The sequence below is a fragment of the Streptomyces xinghaiensis S187 genome, assembly GCF_000220705.2.
GTDB lineage: Bacteria > Actinomycetota > Actinomycetes > Streptomycetales > Streptomycetaceae > Streptomyces > Streptomyces xinghaiensis.
In genome coordinates this window covers 2,225,178-2,241,564 of sequence record NZ_CP023202.1, presented here as the reverse complement: position 1 = coordinate 2,241,564, position 16,387 = coordinate 2,225,178, and the positions used below count along the sequence as shown (strand labels likewise).

The 16,387-nt window shown below is 64.5% G+C and carries 13 protein-coding genes, 1 tRNA gene and 1 pseudogene; 9 read left to right on the top strand and 6 right to left on the bottom strand.

The features are described 5' to 3' along the window. The first annotated feature begins 134 nt into the window (after positions 1–134). Complete coding sequence (locus SXIN_RS09380) at positions 135–1,991, top strand: DUF262 domain-containing protein (RefSeq protein ID WP_019710033.1); 1,857 nt, start codon at positions 135–137, stop codon at positions 1,989–1,991. Continuing rightward, positions 1,988–2,338 (top strand): hypothetical protein, encoded by a 351-nt coding sequence (locus SXIN_RS09375; protein WP_019710032.1) that lies wholly within the window; start codon positions 1,988–1,990, stop codon positions 2,336–2,338. Before SXIN_RS09380 ends, SXIN_RS09375 begins: the two co-directional genes overlap by 4 nt. Before the next feature lie 195 nt (positions 2,339–2,533). Here the strand turns inward: SXIN_RS09375 and SXIN_RS09370 are convergent, their stop codons facing one another. Next, positions 2,534–2,725, bottom strand: coding sequence for a hypothetical protein (locus SXIN_RS09370; RefSeq protein WP_019710031.1), 192 nt, complete (start codon positions 2,723–2,725; stop codon positions 2,534–2,536). A gap of 9 nt (positions 2,726–2,734) precedes the next feature. Further along, on the bottom strand, positions 2,735–3,583 hold the full coding sequence (locus SXIN_RS09365) for a helix-turn-helix domain-containing protein (protein ID WP_019710030.1): 849 nt from the start codon (positions 3,581–3,583) through the stop codon (positions 2,735–2,737). Positions 3,584–3,837: 254 nt separating this feature from the next. Here SXIN_RS09365 and SXIN_RS09360 point away from each other — a divergent pair, with 254 nt between their 5' ends. Further along, positions 3,838–4,251 (top strand): ATP-binding protein, encoded by a 414-nt coding sequence (locus tag SXIN_RS09360; RefSeq protein WP_019710029.1) that lies wholly within the window; start codon positions 3,838–3,840, stop codon positions 4,249–4,251. Positions 4,252–4,352: 101 nt separating this feature from the next. Here SXIN_RS09360 and SXIN_RS09355 read toward each other — a convergent pair whose 3' ends face one another. After that, positions 4,353–5,315: an HNH endonuclease gene (locus tag SXIN_RS09355; RefSeq protein WP_095756851.1), complete on the bottom strand. Its 963-nt coding sequence runs from the start codon at positions 5,313–5,315 to the stop codon at positions 4,353–4,355. 1,074 nt (positions 5,316–6,389) lie between these two features. On the opposite strand from SXIN_RS09355, the gene SXIN_RS31220 reads away from it, so the two are divergent. Beyond that, the gene (locus tag SXIN_RS31220) at positions 6,390–6,788 is read left to right on the top strand and encodes a hypothetical protein (protein WP_157916269.1); all 399 of its coding nucleotides are present in this window, start codon (positions 6,390–6,392) and stop codon (positions 6,786–6,788) included. Positions 6,789–7,066: 278 nt separating this feature from the next. Continuing rightward, the gene (locus SXIN_RS31215; RefSeq protein WP_157916268.1) at positions 7,067–8,935 is read left to right on the top strand and encodes a hypothetical protein; all 1,869 of its coding nucleotides are present in this window, start codon (positions 7,067–7,069) and stop codon (positions 8,933–8,935) included. A 616-nt stretch (positions 8,936–9,551) separates the two neighbouring features. Here the strand turns inward: SXIN_RS31215 and SXIN_RS30860 are convergent. Next, positions 9,552–12,152: a tetratricopeptide repeat protein gene (locus SXIN_RS30860; RefSeq protein ID WP_157916267.1), complete on the bottom strand. Its 2,601-nt coding sequence runs from the start codon at positions 12,150–12,152 to the stop codon at positions 9,552–9,554. 411 nt (positions 12,153–12,563) lie between these two features. On the opposite strand from SXIN_RS30860, the gene SXIN_RS32055 reads away from it, so the two are divergent. Both SXIN_RS32055 and SXIN_RS32050 read left to right on the top strand, forming a co-directional pair. Continuing rightward, entirely contained in the window at positions 12,564–13,040 is a 477-nt protein-coding gene (locus SXIN_RS32055) for a transposase (protein WP_238153716.1), read from the top strand. Then, on the top strand, positions 13,037–13,342 hold the full coding sequence (locus SXIN_RS32050) for a transposase family protein (RefSeq protein ID WP_238153715.1): 306 nt from the start codon (positions 13,037–13,039) through the stop codon (positions 13,340–13,342). The genes SXIN_RS32055 and SXIN_RS32050 overlap by 4 nt, the downstream gene beginning before the upstream one ends. A 51-nt stretch (positions 13,343–13,393) precedes the next feature. Here the strand turns inward: SXIN_RS32050 and SXIN_RS09335 are convergent. Both SXIN_RS09335 and SXIN_RS09330 read right to left on the bottom strand, forming a co-directional pair. Beyond that, positions 13,394–13,528: pseudogene (locus tag SXIN_RS09335) on the bottom strand (IS5/IS1182 family transposase); the annotation flags it as partial. Between the two features lie 222 nt (positions 13,529–13,750). Continuing rightward, positions 13,751–13,822: transfer RNA gene (locus SXIN_RS09330), tRNA-Arg, on the bottom strand. 446 nt (positions 13,823–14,268) lie between these two features. Here SXIN_RS09330 and SXIN_RS09325 point away from each other — a divergent pair. Together SXIN_RS09325 and nrtL are read left to right on the top strand one after the other, a co-directional pair. Further along, positions 14,269–14,805 (top strand): response regulator, encoded by a 537-nt coding sequence (locus SXIN_RS09325; RefSeq protein WP_192883573.1) that lies wholly within the window; start codon positions 14,269–14,271, stop codon positions 14,803–14,805. Between the two features lie 139 nt (positions 14,806–14,944). After that, entirely contained in the window at positions 14,945–16,078 is a 1,134-nt protein-coding gene (gene nrtL / locus SXIN_RS09320) for an ArgS-related anticodon-binding protein NrtL (RefSeq protein WP_019710025.1), read from the top strand. The last annotated feature ends 309 nt before the right edge of the window (positions 16,079–16,387 follow it).

The following is a 16,387-nucleotide window of genomic DNA, read 5'->3' as shown; positions in this document are numbered from 1 at the left end:
TGTGGGCGACATCAGTGATAGACCGGTGGGCCGACGGGGGCGGTACGGGAGCCGAGCGGAGCTGAACGCTCCCCGTCCGCCCGGGTCCGGCGACCGAGCACCGACGAACGTGTTGTGCAGTACCAGGAGGACATGTGGCGACCGAGACGTTCAGCATCGACAAGCGGCCCCTGCGGGATCTGCTGCGGCAGGTCGAGGCGGGGAAGATCCAGTTGCCGGAGTTCCAGCGCGGCTGGGTCTGGCCCTGGCCCAACATCGCGAGTCTGCTGGCCTCGGTGTCCCTCAACTACCCGATCGGGACGGTGATGCTGCTCCAGGGCGGCGGGGACGTCCGGTTCAAGTACCGGCCGATCGAAGGGGCGGTCCCGGACGGGCGGGTACAGCCGGAGTCGCTGGTCCTCGACGGGCAGCAGCGGCTCACCTCGCTGTTCCAGTCGCTCGCGATGGACAGCCCGGTGGAGACCCAGGACGAGCGCAAACGCCGGGTGAGCGGCTGGTTCTACGTCGACATGGCCAAGGCGCTCGACGAGAACGAGGACCGTGAGGACGCGATCCGCTTCATCCCGCCCTCACGCAAGGTGGTGAACTTCCGGGGCGAGGTCCTGGAGGACTACTCCACACGGGAGTTGGAGTACCGGCACCGCGTCTTCCCGCTGCGGTGCCTCTTCGACAACTCCTGGGGCGACGGCTTCGCCCGCCACTGGGGTTTCGCACCGGACGCGATGGAGCTCTGGTACGGCTTCCGGGACGGCTTCATCATGTCGTTCGGCCTTTACCACTTCCCGGTCATCGAACTCGGCAAGGACACCCCGCGCCAGGCCGTGTGCCAGGTCTTCGAGAAGGTCAACACGGGCGGAGTCACCCTCACCGTCTTCGAGCTGCTGACGGCGACGTACGCGGCCGACGAGTTCGATCTGCGGCACCACTGGCTTGAGTGCCGTTCCGCCTGGGACGCGCCCGAGTACGCCATCCTGCGGGATGTCTCCAACACCGACTTCCTCCAGGCGGTCACGCTCCTCGCCACCGCCGAGCGGCGCCGCCGGGAGGTGGAGGCCGGTACGGACGAGGAGCGCCTGCCGCGTATCGGCTGCAAGCGCAAGGACATGCTCGCGCTGAGCCTGGAGGACTACCGGCGCTACGCGCCCGACGTCGTCGCCGGCTTCAAGGCCGCCGCCAGATTCCTGCGCCGGCAGTTCGTCTTCGACACGCGCTTCCTCCCGTACGGCACGCAGCTCATCCCGCTGGCCGCGATCTTCGCGCTCGCCGGCACGGACGCGGAGAGCGCGGGCGCGCAGGAGAAACTGGCCCGCTGGTACTGGTGCGGAGTGTTCGGCGAGCTGTACGGCGGCACGACCGAGACCCGGTTCAACCTCGACCTGCCCGACGTCGTCGACTGGATCCACGGTTCGGCGCAGGAACCCCGCACGGTCACCCAGGCACAGTTCGCGGCGAGCCGCCTGCTGACCCTGCGGACCCGGCAGAGCGCCGCGTACAAGGGCATCTACGCGCTCCTGCTCAAGGCGGGCGCCGCGGACTGGCGGACGGGGGAGAAGGCGGAGGTCAGCGTCTACTTCGACGAGGCAATGGACATCCACCACATCTTCCCGCAGGCCTGGTGCCAGAAGAACGGTCACGAGCGCTCCGTCTACAACTCCGTCGTCAACAAGACACCGCTGACGGCACGCACCAACCGGATCATCGGCGGCCACGCACCGTCCGAGTACCTCCAGCGGCTCGCCAAGGCGGCCGAAACCAGCCCGGAGGGCGTCGAGCAGCGCGTCAGGACCCACCTCGCGGACCCCGGGCTGATGCGGGCCGACGCCTTCGACGCCTTCTTCGAGGAACGGCGGAAGGTGCTCCAGGACCACATCGCGGCGGCGATGGGCAAGCCGGTGGTGGACGACCACATCCCGGGCCAGCGGCCGGAGGCGGCGATCCGGGCGGCGGAGAACGAGCTGGACGCGGGCGCCTCAGCCCCTGTGAAGCCGTGACCGTGACACCCGGCACGACCGTGCTCGCGGTCCTCGACGCAGCGGTGGCCGCTCTCAAGTCCCCGCTGCGCGAGGACGACCGGGCGCAGGGCTGGACCGATGATCTCCGGCGAGAAGTACAGGCGGAGATCTCGATCCATCGCTCAGTACTGCGCCGCCACGGGACGGGCATGGCACGGCACTTGCGCCCGCGCCTCGACGACTGGATGGAACACGAGGACGTACGGCCGGGACGCCTCCGGAACCTGGTGGGCGACGTACAGCGATCGCTCGCGGAGGCCCGGACCACGGCAGGAGAAACGCCCACCACCCTGGGCGTCCGCCCCCGGCCGCCGGCCCGCGAATAGCCCGCAGCCCCTGACAGACGCTCGCTCCGGACAGCACACACCCGCACATACGCGAAGACCCCGGCCTCAGCGCTTCCGCTGGCGACGGGGTCTTTGGGCACCTCATGCCGGGCGCCCCGGCAGGGGACCCGAGCCCCGCCACAGGGGAAGCCGTGCACGGTGCTGCCGCCCGGCACGTGGCGCGCACGGCAGGTCCTACAGCAGATGGTCGGCCTTGCCGGCCTTGATGTCGGTGATGAGCGTGCGCAGGGCTTCGAGGGAGTCGGTGAGGTAGCGCTCCTCCTGACCGTTGACGGCTATGTAGCCGTTCCCGTCGGCATCGGTGCCGAGGCGGAAGCAGGAGCTGCCTTCGGCGCAGAACGGGCTTTCCCAGGTGATCTCCGGCATTGGGGCTCCTCACAGTTGGCGCGCGATGTCACGGATGAAATCTCGGGACTGCTCCGGTGGCAATGCCAGACCTTCCAACAGATCCAGTTGCGCCCGGTATTTCGCCAACTGACCCTCGGCGTGGAGGAAGGCGGGCCCGTGGGAGCTGTCCACCTGCACCGTATCGAGCTGCGGTACAGGCCCTTCGATGTAGACGACGGTCTGGCCTGCACCAGGGAAGGCGCCGTGGGCGAAGGGGAGGGCGAGCACGGTGACGTTGTCCCGCTCGGAGACCTCCAACAGGTACTCCAGCTGGGCGCGGGCCACGTCGGTGCCGCCGAACCGCATCCGGAGCGCGGCCTCGTGAATGACGGCGATGTACGGGATCGCCTTGTCGCCGGTGATCACCTCCTGGCGCTCCGCGCGCAGCGCGAGTCGTAGAGCAACTTCATGCTCGGGCAAAGGGGGAACAGCAGCCCGGAAGATGGCCATCGCCTGTTCCGAGGTCTGGAGCATGCCGGGGACATGCACAGTGTTGACGCCATGAATGCGTGCGGCGTTGCTTTCCGTTTCTGCGATGTCGAGCAAGCCTTGGGGCAGGATGCCTCGGTAGCGCTCCCACCAACCCGTACGTGCCCGAGCCATCTCGACGAGTGCCTTGACGTACGGCTCATCGGTCACATCGCAGTTGCAGGCCAGGGTGCGCAGGCGGTCGGCGCTGATGCCCCGGACGCCGGACTCGATGTTGGAGATCTTGCCCCGGTCCACGCCGAGCAGGCCCGCCGCGAACTCCGCGGACATGCCTGCCGCGGTGCGGATGCGCCGCAGTTCACTTCCCAGGCGCTTCTGCCGTTCCGTGGGGGTCGTCCTCGGGGGCATGGGGGTTCCTTCCGTCCGACGAAAGCCGCTCAGTGGCGCGCGGGGGCTGTCCTCACCCTCGGGGGTTAATCAACCCGAGCGCGTGGAAAATTTACCACCACATGCTCTACCGTCGGTGTTGAGTACGTTACACACCGCAATGCCGGAAGTGCACCGCGCGAGCATGCCCGTCTGCCCTGGGACGGGTGTGTCCGCGACCAGGGCGGCAGGCCACCGGCGATCCCCAAACCCATCGCAGAGCACTGGAGTTCGCCATGCCCGAGATCCCCCTCGTACCCGCCCACTGGCGCTTCCCCGCCCACCCCACCTCCGTAGGGCATGCCCGCCACGCCGTCGCCGCCTCGCTGCCGCAGGCACTCCGGCCCCACTTCCGCGACGACCTCGGCCTGTTGACCTCCGAGCTGGTCACCAACGCCATCCGCCACGGCGCCTGCCGGGAAGAAGAGGAGCTGATCGAACTCGTCCTGTGGCCGGCCGACGGCCACTACTGGCTCGCCGTCTCCGACCCGGGCACAGGCAAGCCAACACTGACCCACCCGGACGCGAACTCCGAAAGCGGCCGAGGCCTCCTCCTCGTCGACACCCTCGCCACCGCCTGGACCGTACGCCCCCGCCCCACACGCGGAACGTCCGTAATCGTGGGACTCTCGTACCGCCGGGGCGGTTGACCCAGTGGAACGGCTGGCAGGGAGGGGACGGAAGGCCAAGCGGATCGGACCGCCTCGTCGCAGACTTCCCCTCCCGTCGAAGGGGCGGGCCTCCGGCACCGTCACCAAGTAGAGGTGGTCAGGCTGTGATGCTCCTTGACTGCGTCTCGATCCAGAACGGCCCGCTCTGGTAGATGCATTCTGTTGCCCTGCAACGCCATATATGTTGGGTGGCCGAAGAGGCTTGGTGCGATACACACCTTGAAATCGGTGCTGAAAGTCAGCAGGCCGCTGTCAAAGAGACGATGGATGTCGGCCCTCAACAACACCCCTTCCTCAACTCGATGCCGCTCGGTTCTGGCGAATGGCCTTATATGTGCGGCTTCAAGGGTTTCTGCTGGGCTGGGGCCGGTGGCGGCGCATATCATCCCGTATTGATGGACAAGAGCTCTACGGAAAGCATCTTGGCCAAGCCGGGCGGCGGTTGTCGTGCGTCGACGCCCCCCGGGCAGCTCCAGTGGATGCTGACGTCTCGGTTTCGCAGGGCCCTGTTGAGGCGGAAGGCGGACACCACATGCAGCGATGGCAATGAGAGTCCGTTCCAGGTCCATCGCCTTGATCGATTGCTGATCCGACCGGCTCAGGCTGATCTCAGCCAGCTGATTCTTATCGAGGCATCCCTCCAAGGGCTGCCACGACCCTCCGTAGTGGGCCCGGAAGGTGGTAACCCGTATGAGCTCTTCCTTTGGCTGGCCGAACTTGGTGCCACATTGACTACATCGGAAGCGAGGCTTCTCCGTGGTCCGCTCTTTGAAGTTGGTGCTTCGGCAAGCTGGACAGCGACTCCGGAGTTTTTCCTGGTCCGGTACTGTCTCCAGCTCCTCGATGTAGCCGACACCCAAGGCCTCGTAGCTGTTCCGAACGACCACCAGGTCGCCGGGCTTCACCCGACGGTAGTTGCCTACGGTGGAGTCGTAGCTGTAGCTCTCCTCGGCTACATCCTCGTAGCCGTCGTTTCCTTGAAACTGCCGCTCATCACCAGTGATGAGGAAGGACCAAGCCTTGAAGCCTGCGACATCCGACAAGACGAACCCCCAATTCGTAGTGCGACCGTAGGCGCTCTCAGTCTGAGAAGCTCAGCCGATCCAAGCAAGAGTTCTTCGTGTGACCTGCGCCAGGAGCGGCGCGCGGCTCCCGGCACACTTCCCCTACCTGCGCGCGGACTTGACCGTCTTCGGCCAGGGCTTCATCGAACCCCCGGAGGTGGCGGAGCGGTGCTGCGGCTCACCTTGGCCTGCCCCCCCCAGGACGTGAAGTCCGCCGGCGGCACACCAGACCGTTCTTCCGACTGACCAGAGACAGAGGAGAGCACGGCATGATCGACCCGCGAGGAGCGTGCCAGCGGCGGGCGGAGAACTCGTCCCCGGCGGTGGCGTCCGTGCGTGGCCTGGGCGGCTGCGAGTCGGGGCGCCGATGCCCTGGCGGAGCAACTGCGGGCGCTGAGCCTGGAGACCGACTTCCCCCGGCCTGAGGGCCGACGTGTATGTCTCAGGTGACGGCGTAATCCAACTCGGCATGGTCCGCCCGGAAGCGGTGCAGCTCCTAACGTGCCTGCTGACGGCGGGACTGTCGGGGGAGATCGCCCAGAAGCTCGCCATGGAGGACGCTGGACCGCCGGGACCGAACAGCTCTGCGGCCTGAACAACGCCCCGGACCAACGGTTGCTGGTCGGCGACCGGGTGAGCGGCCCCGTACACCACTGTTGACCCAAGGGCGCTCATCGGCGGTCGGTGGACGGGGCTCTCCGCTGCCTGCGGGCAATCCGCCGCACCGCCGGGACCGGCGCCCAGCGCCGCAGCCCGGACGATGCGGCGGAGGGGCCCGGTGACCGTGCAGGCGGTTGCGGTTTGGCGCCTTCTCGATGAGGTGGCCCCTGTGCTGCAGTACCCGTACCTATCTGGCTGAGACGGTCGACTTTGGGATACACCGGAGCGAGGGCACAGTGATCGACTTTTCTGCCTGAAAGCTGCGATGTCCGACTGCTTCCAGCCATACTCTGCTGTTCTCTCTTCGTGCGGATTTCCTCCCTGGCATCCTGCGGAAGTCGCGTGCCTGCCCAGCGCGTGATGTCAACAGGTCAACGGGAGGGTCAAGGACTCGTGAGTGAGCAGACTCAGTTGGTTGCCGTAGCCGGTGCTGCCGCAGCGGCGCTGGTGGCTGAGATGATCAAGGACAGCTGGACTTCTGCGCGGGCGGCCGCGGCACGCCTGTTCCGGCATGGTGGCGAAGCTGAAGAGCAGCGGCAACTGAGCCGACTTGACGCCGACCAAGCGCAAGCCAACAACCTTGACGTGGCTGAGCTTCAAGATCGGTGGCAGCGTCGATTGATCACATTGGTTGAAGACTTCCCAGAGGCGGCCAGTGATCTGGCCGCCCTGGCAAGCCGTCGTACAGATGAGCAGACTGGAGTTGTGAACCAGGGCGTGACGGGTAACAGCGGGTCTGTAATCCAAGTGGGGAGGGACAATCTCGGAGACCTCAACACCGGGAGGTCTTGACCATGTCTCAGGAATTCTCAGATATGTCCCTGCCGAGGCAGTCGGTGTCCGACAACCACGGTGCCGTGGTGCAGATCGGCCACGACAACCGAGGGAACATCACGGTCGTTCGGCGACCGAAATTGCCCATCTTCACGGTATCGGGCGTGCGCCGGGAAGCGGCCTCGGAACCCCTATGGGCTCACACCCCAACACCCCAGCGAGCTGTTGACCTCCTAGCCAGTCACGGGCTTGCTGTGATCTCTGGGGAGCCGGGAACTGGGCGGCACGTCTCCGCAGTGCGCGCCGCACAGACCCACCTCTCGACGCGCTTCGACGGCCATCATCTCTATGACGTCGCTCCGGACTGGGGTGACGATGACGATGAAGCTGTGGATTTCGAAGTCTTCCCAGAACCTGTCCCTGGATATGGATATCTCCTCGATGCGACGTCTCGGCGGCTTTCCGCCGGCATCGCCCAAAAGCTGACCTCCTGGGCGGATGCCCTTCACCGGGCGGGTTCTTGCCTGGTCATCACGGCGAATCCGCGGGACTGGCAGGGAGACAGCCGTTTGGAAATTGCCGCGGTACGCCCGAACGCCGTACGAGTTGCGTACAACCACCTCGCCGCTCGGCTCGGCAGTCCTGTGCACGCTCAATGGCTGCAACCAGACCCGGGCCAATCCGTGACCCGGAGCTTCCTGCGGGGGGCTGCTGCCGACACGACGATCGGCTTCTTCTCCGATCTCATCACCCCCAGCGTGAGCCCAGCCGACGCCGTCGCGATCGCTGAGCGTCTCTACCACATCAAGCCAGAGCGCCTGAGCGCTGCAGTCGAAGGGCGGCAGGACAGACAAACATCTTCGGTTCAGGAGCAGAGTCACAAGGAAATCGAGGCAATCCGAGAGGAGGTCCTCCTCTGGACGAAATTCCTGGAGACGAAGCTTGTCGAAATCGGAACCCGCGGCCAAGACCGGCTGATGCTCCTGTCCGCGTGCTATCTAGAAGGTGCGCCCCTGGAGTTGTGCATCAAGGCAGCGACCGAGTTCGGCTCACGTGAGGAAGCGACTGCGCGGCGTTATCGCGAAGGTCGCAGCCCTCGGCGTCGAATGCTTGATGTCGGCGTAGACATCACTGCGGATGACACAGCATCGTTTCATAGCCGACCCGGGCTCTCCCGCGCCGCCATCCGCATGGACTGGCATCACTGGACCACCGAGCGAAAGGAGACGCAGAATTGGCTGAAGCGCATCACAGCGCCTGGCGGGGTTGCTGAAGCCTGGGCGGAACAAGTCGGTAGACGTCTCTTGGATCTGTCTCTCAGTGCTGTGGACCCGCCCTTCTTCTCGGTTCTTGAAGAATGGACCACGGCAGCATCTTCAGGGACAGGGCGAATCCGCATCATCGCCGACCTATTGACTGAAGCTTCTCAAAAAGACGAAATCGCACGGGAAGCTCACAGTCGTTTGCTTGATTGGGCGCGAAAAACCCAATCTCACCGTGAGGTAGTTGCTCTGGTCTGCAGAGGAGCGTACGGCCAACGGTGGCCGCATAGAGCACTGGTCAGGCTACGGCACGTCTTGGCCCACGACGACTACGCCGCTCAGATCGCAACCAATGCCCTGGTGGACTACGCCGCTGGAAATGAAGCAGGCTTCAACCGTGTCATCGACGCTGTCGACACCTGGTTTGATAAATACCCGAAACATACGGCTGGGCCAAGGGCATTTCTTGCACTTGTCGACCCAACGCCTTCCGTCGATATCCTCACCACGTTGATCTCATTGGCAGGGAGATCGCCCAAGATCCGCGATTTTCTCATCACCGGGTGGCAAAAGAGTCTAGAGCAGCCAGAGGTAAGTGAACAGGCTTATCAAGTCCTGCTGGCCTGGGCTCAGTCCATTCATCAAGAGCAGTTGGATCCGGCTTTCACCTTCGGTCTTCTAACTGACGTCCGCAATGCCCACACTCCTGTTGACGCGATGTCCCGCTTCCTGTACGGAAGTCCAAGCCATGAGGACAAAGCTCTTATCGATGCTCGCCTAGCCCTGGCTAACCTCCGTGCCTGTCGCCACGCACAATGCCATCAGCCTGACTGTCCGCTCAGTCAACACCAGAGCAGCGCAGAGGGTGGTCCAGTAGCGGATACTTATGACGCGGGCGAGTGAAAGAGCGCCACGCAGTTCGCGTCCCGGGTTCTCTGCAAACCGTTGGCTGCTTGCTCCGGTAACCACCTGGCGTGCCCGCCGGCTGTTATCTAGATTCAGCGGAGTCATGGACGCGCGTACCGCGTGGATGCTTTCCCGATTAGCAAGCTGTCCCGGCGAGATGCCCTACGCCATGCGCTACCGGCACGACGATGCTTGAGAGCGTAACAGCCTGCGGCCACACGGAGAAACCCCCGCTCCGGGGTTGTGAGATTCCGATGCTCAAGTCTCTCATATTGAGCAGACTGAGGCGGGAGGTGGTCGCGGTAAGACGCAAAAAAGCTAGCGGCCAGAGCTAGGCAGGGGAAATGATGGTCATCTTTGGCGACCTCTGCCATCACAGGTCGCACTCGTGCGCTTAGTCCAAACCTGCCGTGATCCTCACCTCGTAAGTTCGACTCATGCACGTGCTGAGAGCTGTCGCCTGCCCTTGTGAAGGCCGGAGACGAGTGCTCGTGTACGCCTCTGTCCGGCGTCGTTGATGCCAACTGGAGATGTCAGCTTCGGAGCCACTTCCTCCTGCGCTTGCGGGCGGCCTCGGCCTTGCGCTCACCCTGCTTTGACCCGTAGGAAGTCATCAGTTAACGTCAGGAGACTCTCTCAATTTTTCGTCGAGTTTTACTAGGTGAGGATTAGTGGGATCACGCTGAAGCCCCTCTGTCACTACCTCATTGGCTTTGGCGACATCTTTCGAATACAAGTAAAGCCATGCTAGTCGACTAAGTTCCGTCGGAGTCGCCTCGGATTTCCTGCTTTCCATAAGGTGAGTCAGATTGGAAATCATCATGGCTCTTACTTCTGGGTCGAACTGAAGAGATTGATTCCTTTGCGTGTGGGCGAAAAAACTTGCCGCATTCGCAATCTCCCAGTAGTCTACATCCGGCATTTCGGCCAGTACGATACGAGCATTGAGCTCCTGAAGGGGATCACCCAGCCGTTGATTTACATAGATCAGTTTGCGCCATGCTGAAACGTTAGTTTCATCAAGCTCCAGCAGCCTTTCGATGCTGGTCCGTGCTTTATCCCAGTCATCGCGAGAACCCTCTAGGTGAAAGTCGGCGATCCGCAGCCATGCCTCCGGGTAGCGACCCGCGACGTACTCGAGGGCTCTTATCTGAGGCTGGTAGTCCTTGCCAGATTGGCGAAGGGAGGCGATCACCCTAATCATTCGTTCGATTCTGGGAAGCATCCCCTTCGAGACATCGGTAACTTGCATGGGGCCAAACTGCTGAATCAATTGAGTGTCAGCAAGCACAAGGGGCCTGAATGGGCTCACCTTGAGTTTGCTTTGGCCAAAGAACGCGGCGGTCATCGGTGTCCGCAAGAACTGGGATCCGTCATCGTCCGTTAGAACTTCAATCATTGAGTAGCGTTCTAGCTGACTCAGGGCGTCATCAACGTCCATATTCTCGTTCTGAGGTCTAATTAGAGCGGCTTCCAGGGCAAGCCTAGGGACTAGAGATCGCCAGTTGCTCAGCGTCAGAAAAACGCGCTGTGCCGCTGGAGATAGCACCCCGTACGATCGTTCAAAAAGAGCCCTTAGGGAGTCTTCTTTGTTGAGGAAGAGTCGCCCAACGGGAATTGCCTTACCTTCTCGTTTCGTGTCTCCCAAAAGAATCTTCACGAAATATGGGTGTCCGTCAGTTTCGTCATAGAGCGATTCGACATACGAAACGGTCAAGAGGTCCTCGATACCCAATTTACGCGAGGTTGACATCACGAGGTCTTCGAACTCCACCCTCTTCATTCCTCGGATCTCAACGGGAAAGTCCGCTTTGAAGTCGCGCATTCGGGTAGTGATAAGGACCTTATTTGGGCACCGAACGTGAGAGTCGATGAACTGATACAGTTCAAGGGGATGTGAGGCGGTCTCGAAGTTATCGAAAACCAGAAGCAGTCTCCTGCTTTCGTCCCGCTCGGCTAGAGCGTTTGCCAGGTAATCAACCGCCTTAAAGCCCTTAACCTTCGACTCAGCCGGGTTCATAAGCCCTACGAACTGTTTGGCGATGTCTTCCTTGGACAGGACTGCCGGCCGGACGGGCTTCGGACCGCTGGGGAGCAGGTCGATGTCCCGAGAACTGAACCACAGAATCGCAAAATAGTGACCAGTTTGCGCAACGCGATGAAGTACCTCCAAAGCGAGCGAAGTTTTTCCGATGCCACCCCTTCCAACAAGAGTAACAACTGGATGCCTATCATCCTGGAGGAGGGAGAGAACTTCAGACTCCAGGTCCGGCCTCTTGATGTAATCCTTCAGAGAGGGCGGAATGTTGGCGAATGACTTTCCTTCAAGGTCGAGGTCGGGGTATCCCTCCGTCTCGCTGGGTGGTAGCAAATTGGGGGGTGTTTGATAGGACTCCGCGCTTTCACGTCTCCTGGTATCCGTGATATATGAAAGCGCTTCGTAGGTTGACCCGGAACCCCCCTTGCCTTCCCTATATCCCCCGTTCGCGATGTAGAAATCATGAATGTCTACGTCGCTATGAATGAGAGGAAGGCGTACGAGTTTCTCTTCGAAGGCAATGTGAATTCCGTCTGCGTATGCGTGATCCTTTTCTGATTTGAGGTATGAAAAATCAGATGAATCTCCTGAAATTGCGGACAGGCGGTATTTTCCTGAAATGTTGCGATGTAGATAGATCCATGGGATCGAAAGTGCTGCGCAGCCGGTCATCAGTGACAAGACGGATACCTCGAGAAGCGGTGCTGCGGTCGAGCACTTACGAATGGTGATGGCGCCATGGCCGCGCGTCCTGTTGCGCAGGGTGGCGAAATTCCTTACCCACCACTGAAGATTTGTTTTCCGGGTAGCTTGTTCGATGTCTGAGTCAATCTCCTGGCATGCAGCACTGAGATTATCAATCGCTACCCTCTGCCACGAAGCCTCACCGGTCAGAAAGTTCTCGGTAAGCTCACGAACGAGAGGCCGCGCCTCAGGAAGGATATGGGCATTTGCAGGTCCAGAAATTGCCTCTTCCAAGGCTCTTGACCAATCGCCGATACCGTCAGCTCGAACTAGCTGATACTCAAGCTTGTACCTTTGTCGATCTCTATCGTTTCCTACACTTGCTAGGACTGCCGATGTGAGGAGTTTAACCAGGAACTCGCCGAGGAGCATCAGGTCGTGAAAGTATGCGACGTCGGAGTCCTGCTTGCTCTGCTCAACTCGTTCCCACATTCGCGCAAGGATTTTGGAGTTGAAAGAAGCCGACATTGCGCTCCCCCTCAGGCATTGATACTCGCTGAATCATGGATCCTATGAGCCTGACGTCCTGTCAGCAAGTTACCGAGCAGTGCAGTCGACTGGTGACGTGCCCGGTGCTAACGAGCTCGTGCTTGGCGGTGAGGCCTCGAGTTATTGATCGTCGATCATGGTCCTGTGGTGGGGAACGCGTCTCGTATAGCGATCGTGAGCGACCGGAGGATCATGGGCCTGTCGGCCGACGTGATCGCTGAACTCGTGGCCGAGGTGGTTCTGTTGTGGCATGAACGGCACCAGGCCAGGCCTGCGTCCAGACCGCGGAAGTGGGTCGTTGGCGCCGGCGCGAAGCACCGGCTGGTCTTCGTCGACCGGCTCTTGGCTACCCTCGTGCATCTCCGACACGGGGCTACGCGCGATGTGCTGGCCTGCTGGTTCGGCGTGGACCGCTCCACCATCACCCGCGCCATTTGCGAGATGCGACCGCTGCTCGCCGAACGAGGATGCACGGTGAGCCCAGGACTTCGGTCGCGGACGCTGGCCGAGGTCGTCGACCATCTCGGTGCCGGCGGGACCGGGATCGTGGACGGCACCGAGATCGGGGTCCGGCGGCCGGCCGTCGGACGCAAGGACCGGGACAAGTCCATCTCCGGCAAGAGCAAGCAGCACGCCGTCCAGACCATGGTGCTCACCGACGCGGACGGCCGGATGCTGTTCTGCAGCCCGACCAGGCCCGGAGGCTGCGCGGACATCACCCACGCCCGCCAGTTGGGGCTGGTCAAGCTCCTGGCGGACGGTCCCGCGGTGGAGATCTCGCCGATGCCGGCTACCAGGGCCTGGGCGCCCAGACCGGCGGACGGGTGGTGACACCACCGCATCGCAAGTTCAAGAAGAACGTTCCGGACTGGTACGAGGAGATGTACGAGCGGCAGCGCAAGGCGCATTCCTCACGGCGTATCCGGGTCGAGCACGGCATCGCCCATCTGAAGAACCAGCGTGCTCTGCCCCGCCACCTCGGTCGCCGCGAGCACATGAGCCACACCGTCCAGGCCGTCGCCGGACTGCTGTCCCACCAGCAGCCCGCGGACCTGACATCGGCACGGCAGGCGTGTACGTCGAGCCTCGCCACGTCCTCGACGCCTCACCACCAACCATGCAAGAGCTCGTGAGGGCTGCCCGTAAATGATCTACGGCATGCGCGATGGCCTGCTCTTTCTGTGTCATCCGGCGAGGGTTAAGTTGTGCAGGCGGGCGATGCCGAGCATCGCGTGGTGGACGCTGTCGCCCTTCAGACGGCAGTCGCGAAGGATCTTCCAGCTCTTCATGCGGGCGAAGGCGTGATCAACGCGGGCCCTGGGATCAACTTGGGGTCCATGTCATTGTCACACCGGTGAGGCGGTGTGATGGGGAGCCCGGATGGGGCTTCTAACCTGCGGTGGAGCCGTCAAGATCATTACGCCGTCATTACGTGACCACTGTCATCGGGCTGCTTCCGGCGGCATTCGGCTGCACATACGCGAAGACCCCGCACTCAGCGTCTTGGCTGGTGGCGGGGTCTTTAGGCACTTCCTGGGAAGTGCCCCCGGCAGGATTCGAACCTGCGCACACGGCTCCGGAGGCCGTTGCTCTATCCCCTGAGCTACGGGGGCGTGTCGATCGCGTTCGCGGCGACGGGTAGAACCCTACCAGCTCCAGCGGGGTGCCCATGAACGGCATTTCGTGGGGTGGGGGCGGTGGTGAGAGGGGCCGCCGGTTCTGGGTTCCCCCTCTCCGCGGGCTCTCCGCTCCCGGGAGTCGCGTCGCCGCCTGTAACGGAGGGTTCGCAGCCAGTCTTCGGCTTCGGCGCGGTGATCTGGTGGCCGGTCACGCGGTGCGCCGGAGACCTGACCGGTCCTGCCTCCGCTGGGCGTGCCGGTCGTGGGCTCCGGGCGCCTGCCGGGTCGGTGGCGGTCCTCCGGCGTTCGCGGTCACCGTCTCCGCCCGGGGCCTCCGGTCCGTCTGGTGTACCGGGTGCGGCTCGCCCCATCACCTGTCGGCCTGCGCACCCGGACGGAATCCCTCCGGGCTCCCCTAGCGCATGCGTCGCGCTTGCCGCATGCGGTCGGCCGAAGGTCCCCCGCAGGTGGTGGAAGTGGGGAAAAGCCGGACGCGGGGGGAGCTCGCGACCTACTCTCGAGTTGTGCCTGGCTCGTTCGCCCGGGTCCTTGTGGTCGACGACAACAAGGTGATCCGGCAGCTGATCAGGGTCAACCTCGAACTAGAAGGGTTCGAGGTCGTGACCGCGGCCGATGGTGCCGAGTGTCTGGACGTCATTCACGACGTGCGTCCGGACGTCGTCACCCTGGATGTAGTGATGCCCCGCCTCGACGGATTACGTACGGCCACCCGGCTGTACGAGGACCCGCGGACCCGGCATCTGCCCGTTGCGATCATCAGTGCCTGCACTCAGCAGGAGGTCGACGACGGACAGGCCGCCGGGGTCGACGCGTTTCTCGCCAAGCCCTTCGAACCGGCTGATCTCGTCCGGCTCGTCCGGCGGCTGGCGTGCGGAGGGAAGCGGTCCCCCGGGGAGCCGCCGGCCGGTGAGCTCTCCGGCGGGGACAGCGCGCCCTCCGCCCGTCCGGCAGGTTGACGGGAGGGCGCGGCGCGGCAGCGCGGCACGGTGCTGCGGATCACAGCAACCGCGCCCCGCCCGTTCCCGCTCCTCGCCTCCCCGTCCGGCCTGTGAAACGGTTCGCGGAACCACCCCGCGCCTCCCCTACGCTGGATGCGTGACCCCCACCCAGCTCTCCCAAGCCGTGCTGCGCACCGTGCGCCATGCCGTCGCGGACGGCGAGCTGCGCGTGCCCGTACCCGAGCGGGTGGTGGTCAAGCCGGCCTCCCGTCCCGGTCACGGCGACTACGCCACCGGGGTCGCCCTCCAGCTCGCTCGCCCCGCCGGGCTCCCGGCCCTCGGCGTGGCCGGCATCCTCCGCTCCCGCCTCGCCGCCGCGCCCGGCATCGAGCTCGTCGAGGTCTCCGGTCCCGGTTTCCTCAACATCACCCTGGCCGACGGCTCCGGCGCGGCCCTCGTGCGTGACGTCCTCCGCTGCGGTACCGCCTACGGGCACAGCGACGCCCTGGCCGCCCAGCACATCGAACTGGCCTTCCCCGGCGAGACCCGTGCCGCCGTCACCGCCGACGTTCTCCGCCGTCTCCTCCGCTCCCAGGGCGCCGTCGTCACTACTCGCTCCACCGGCCCGGCCGATCCCGACTGGGCCGGCCTCGGGGTGATCTCGGACACTGTCAGCGCCGGTCCCGGTGCCCCCCGTCCCGCGACCCCCGGTGCCCCCGCGGGGGCCGCCCCGGTCCGTCTTCCCGTGCGTCCCGTGCCCGTCGGGGCCTCCGCCGCCGAGCTGCTCCGCACCCTCGGAGCCGACGCCGCCCGCTGGGGCCTTCTGCGGCCCGCCGCCCACGACCACCCCCGCCTCACCGGGGACGAGCACGACCCCCTGCTTGTGCAGCGCGAGTCGAACCCCCTCTTCCGGGTCCGTTACGCCCATGCTCGCGCCCGGGCGCTCGTACGCAACGCCGCCGATCTCGGGGTCGAGGCCGTTCCCGGTGACCTGGGCGCTCCGGAAGGCTCCGGCGAGTCCTCGGCGCGCGACCTGCTCGCCGCGCTCCGCGAGTACCCCGCCGTCCTGGACGCCGCCGCGCGCCACCGCGCCCCCGACCGCATAGCGCGCCACCTCGAACAGCTCGCGGACGCCTTCTTCCGCTTCCACGACGCCTGCCCCGTCCTCCCGCGCGGCGACGAGAAACCCGGGGCCGCCCACCGGGCCCGTACCGCCCTCGCCGAGGCGGCCGGGACGGTGCTCGCCGGTGGCCTGCTCCTGCTCGGCATCGACGCGCCCACGCATCTCTGACGGACCCCGGGACGGCCCCGGGCCACCCGGCAGACGCGGGCGGCGGTGGCCGATGCGGCAAACGCGGCGGATACGGCGCACGCGGACGCCGTCCCGGCCATCCGGGCGGCACCGGACTCGTCCGGCCGCCCGGCCGTGGCCCGGTCGGCGCGGGCGCCCGTCCGCGCCTCCGCCCGACACGGCGACGACCGGGACGGCCGACGCTGACGACGGCCGCACCGGCCACCGGGCCCCGGCCCGGCCCCGCCCCGGCAATGGCGCCGGTGCCCGGCCCCGGACCCGAACGGACCACACCCGCAACGGACCACA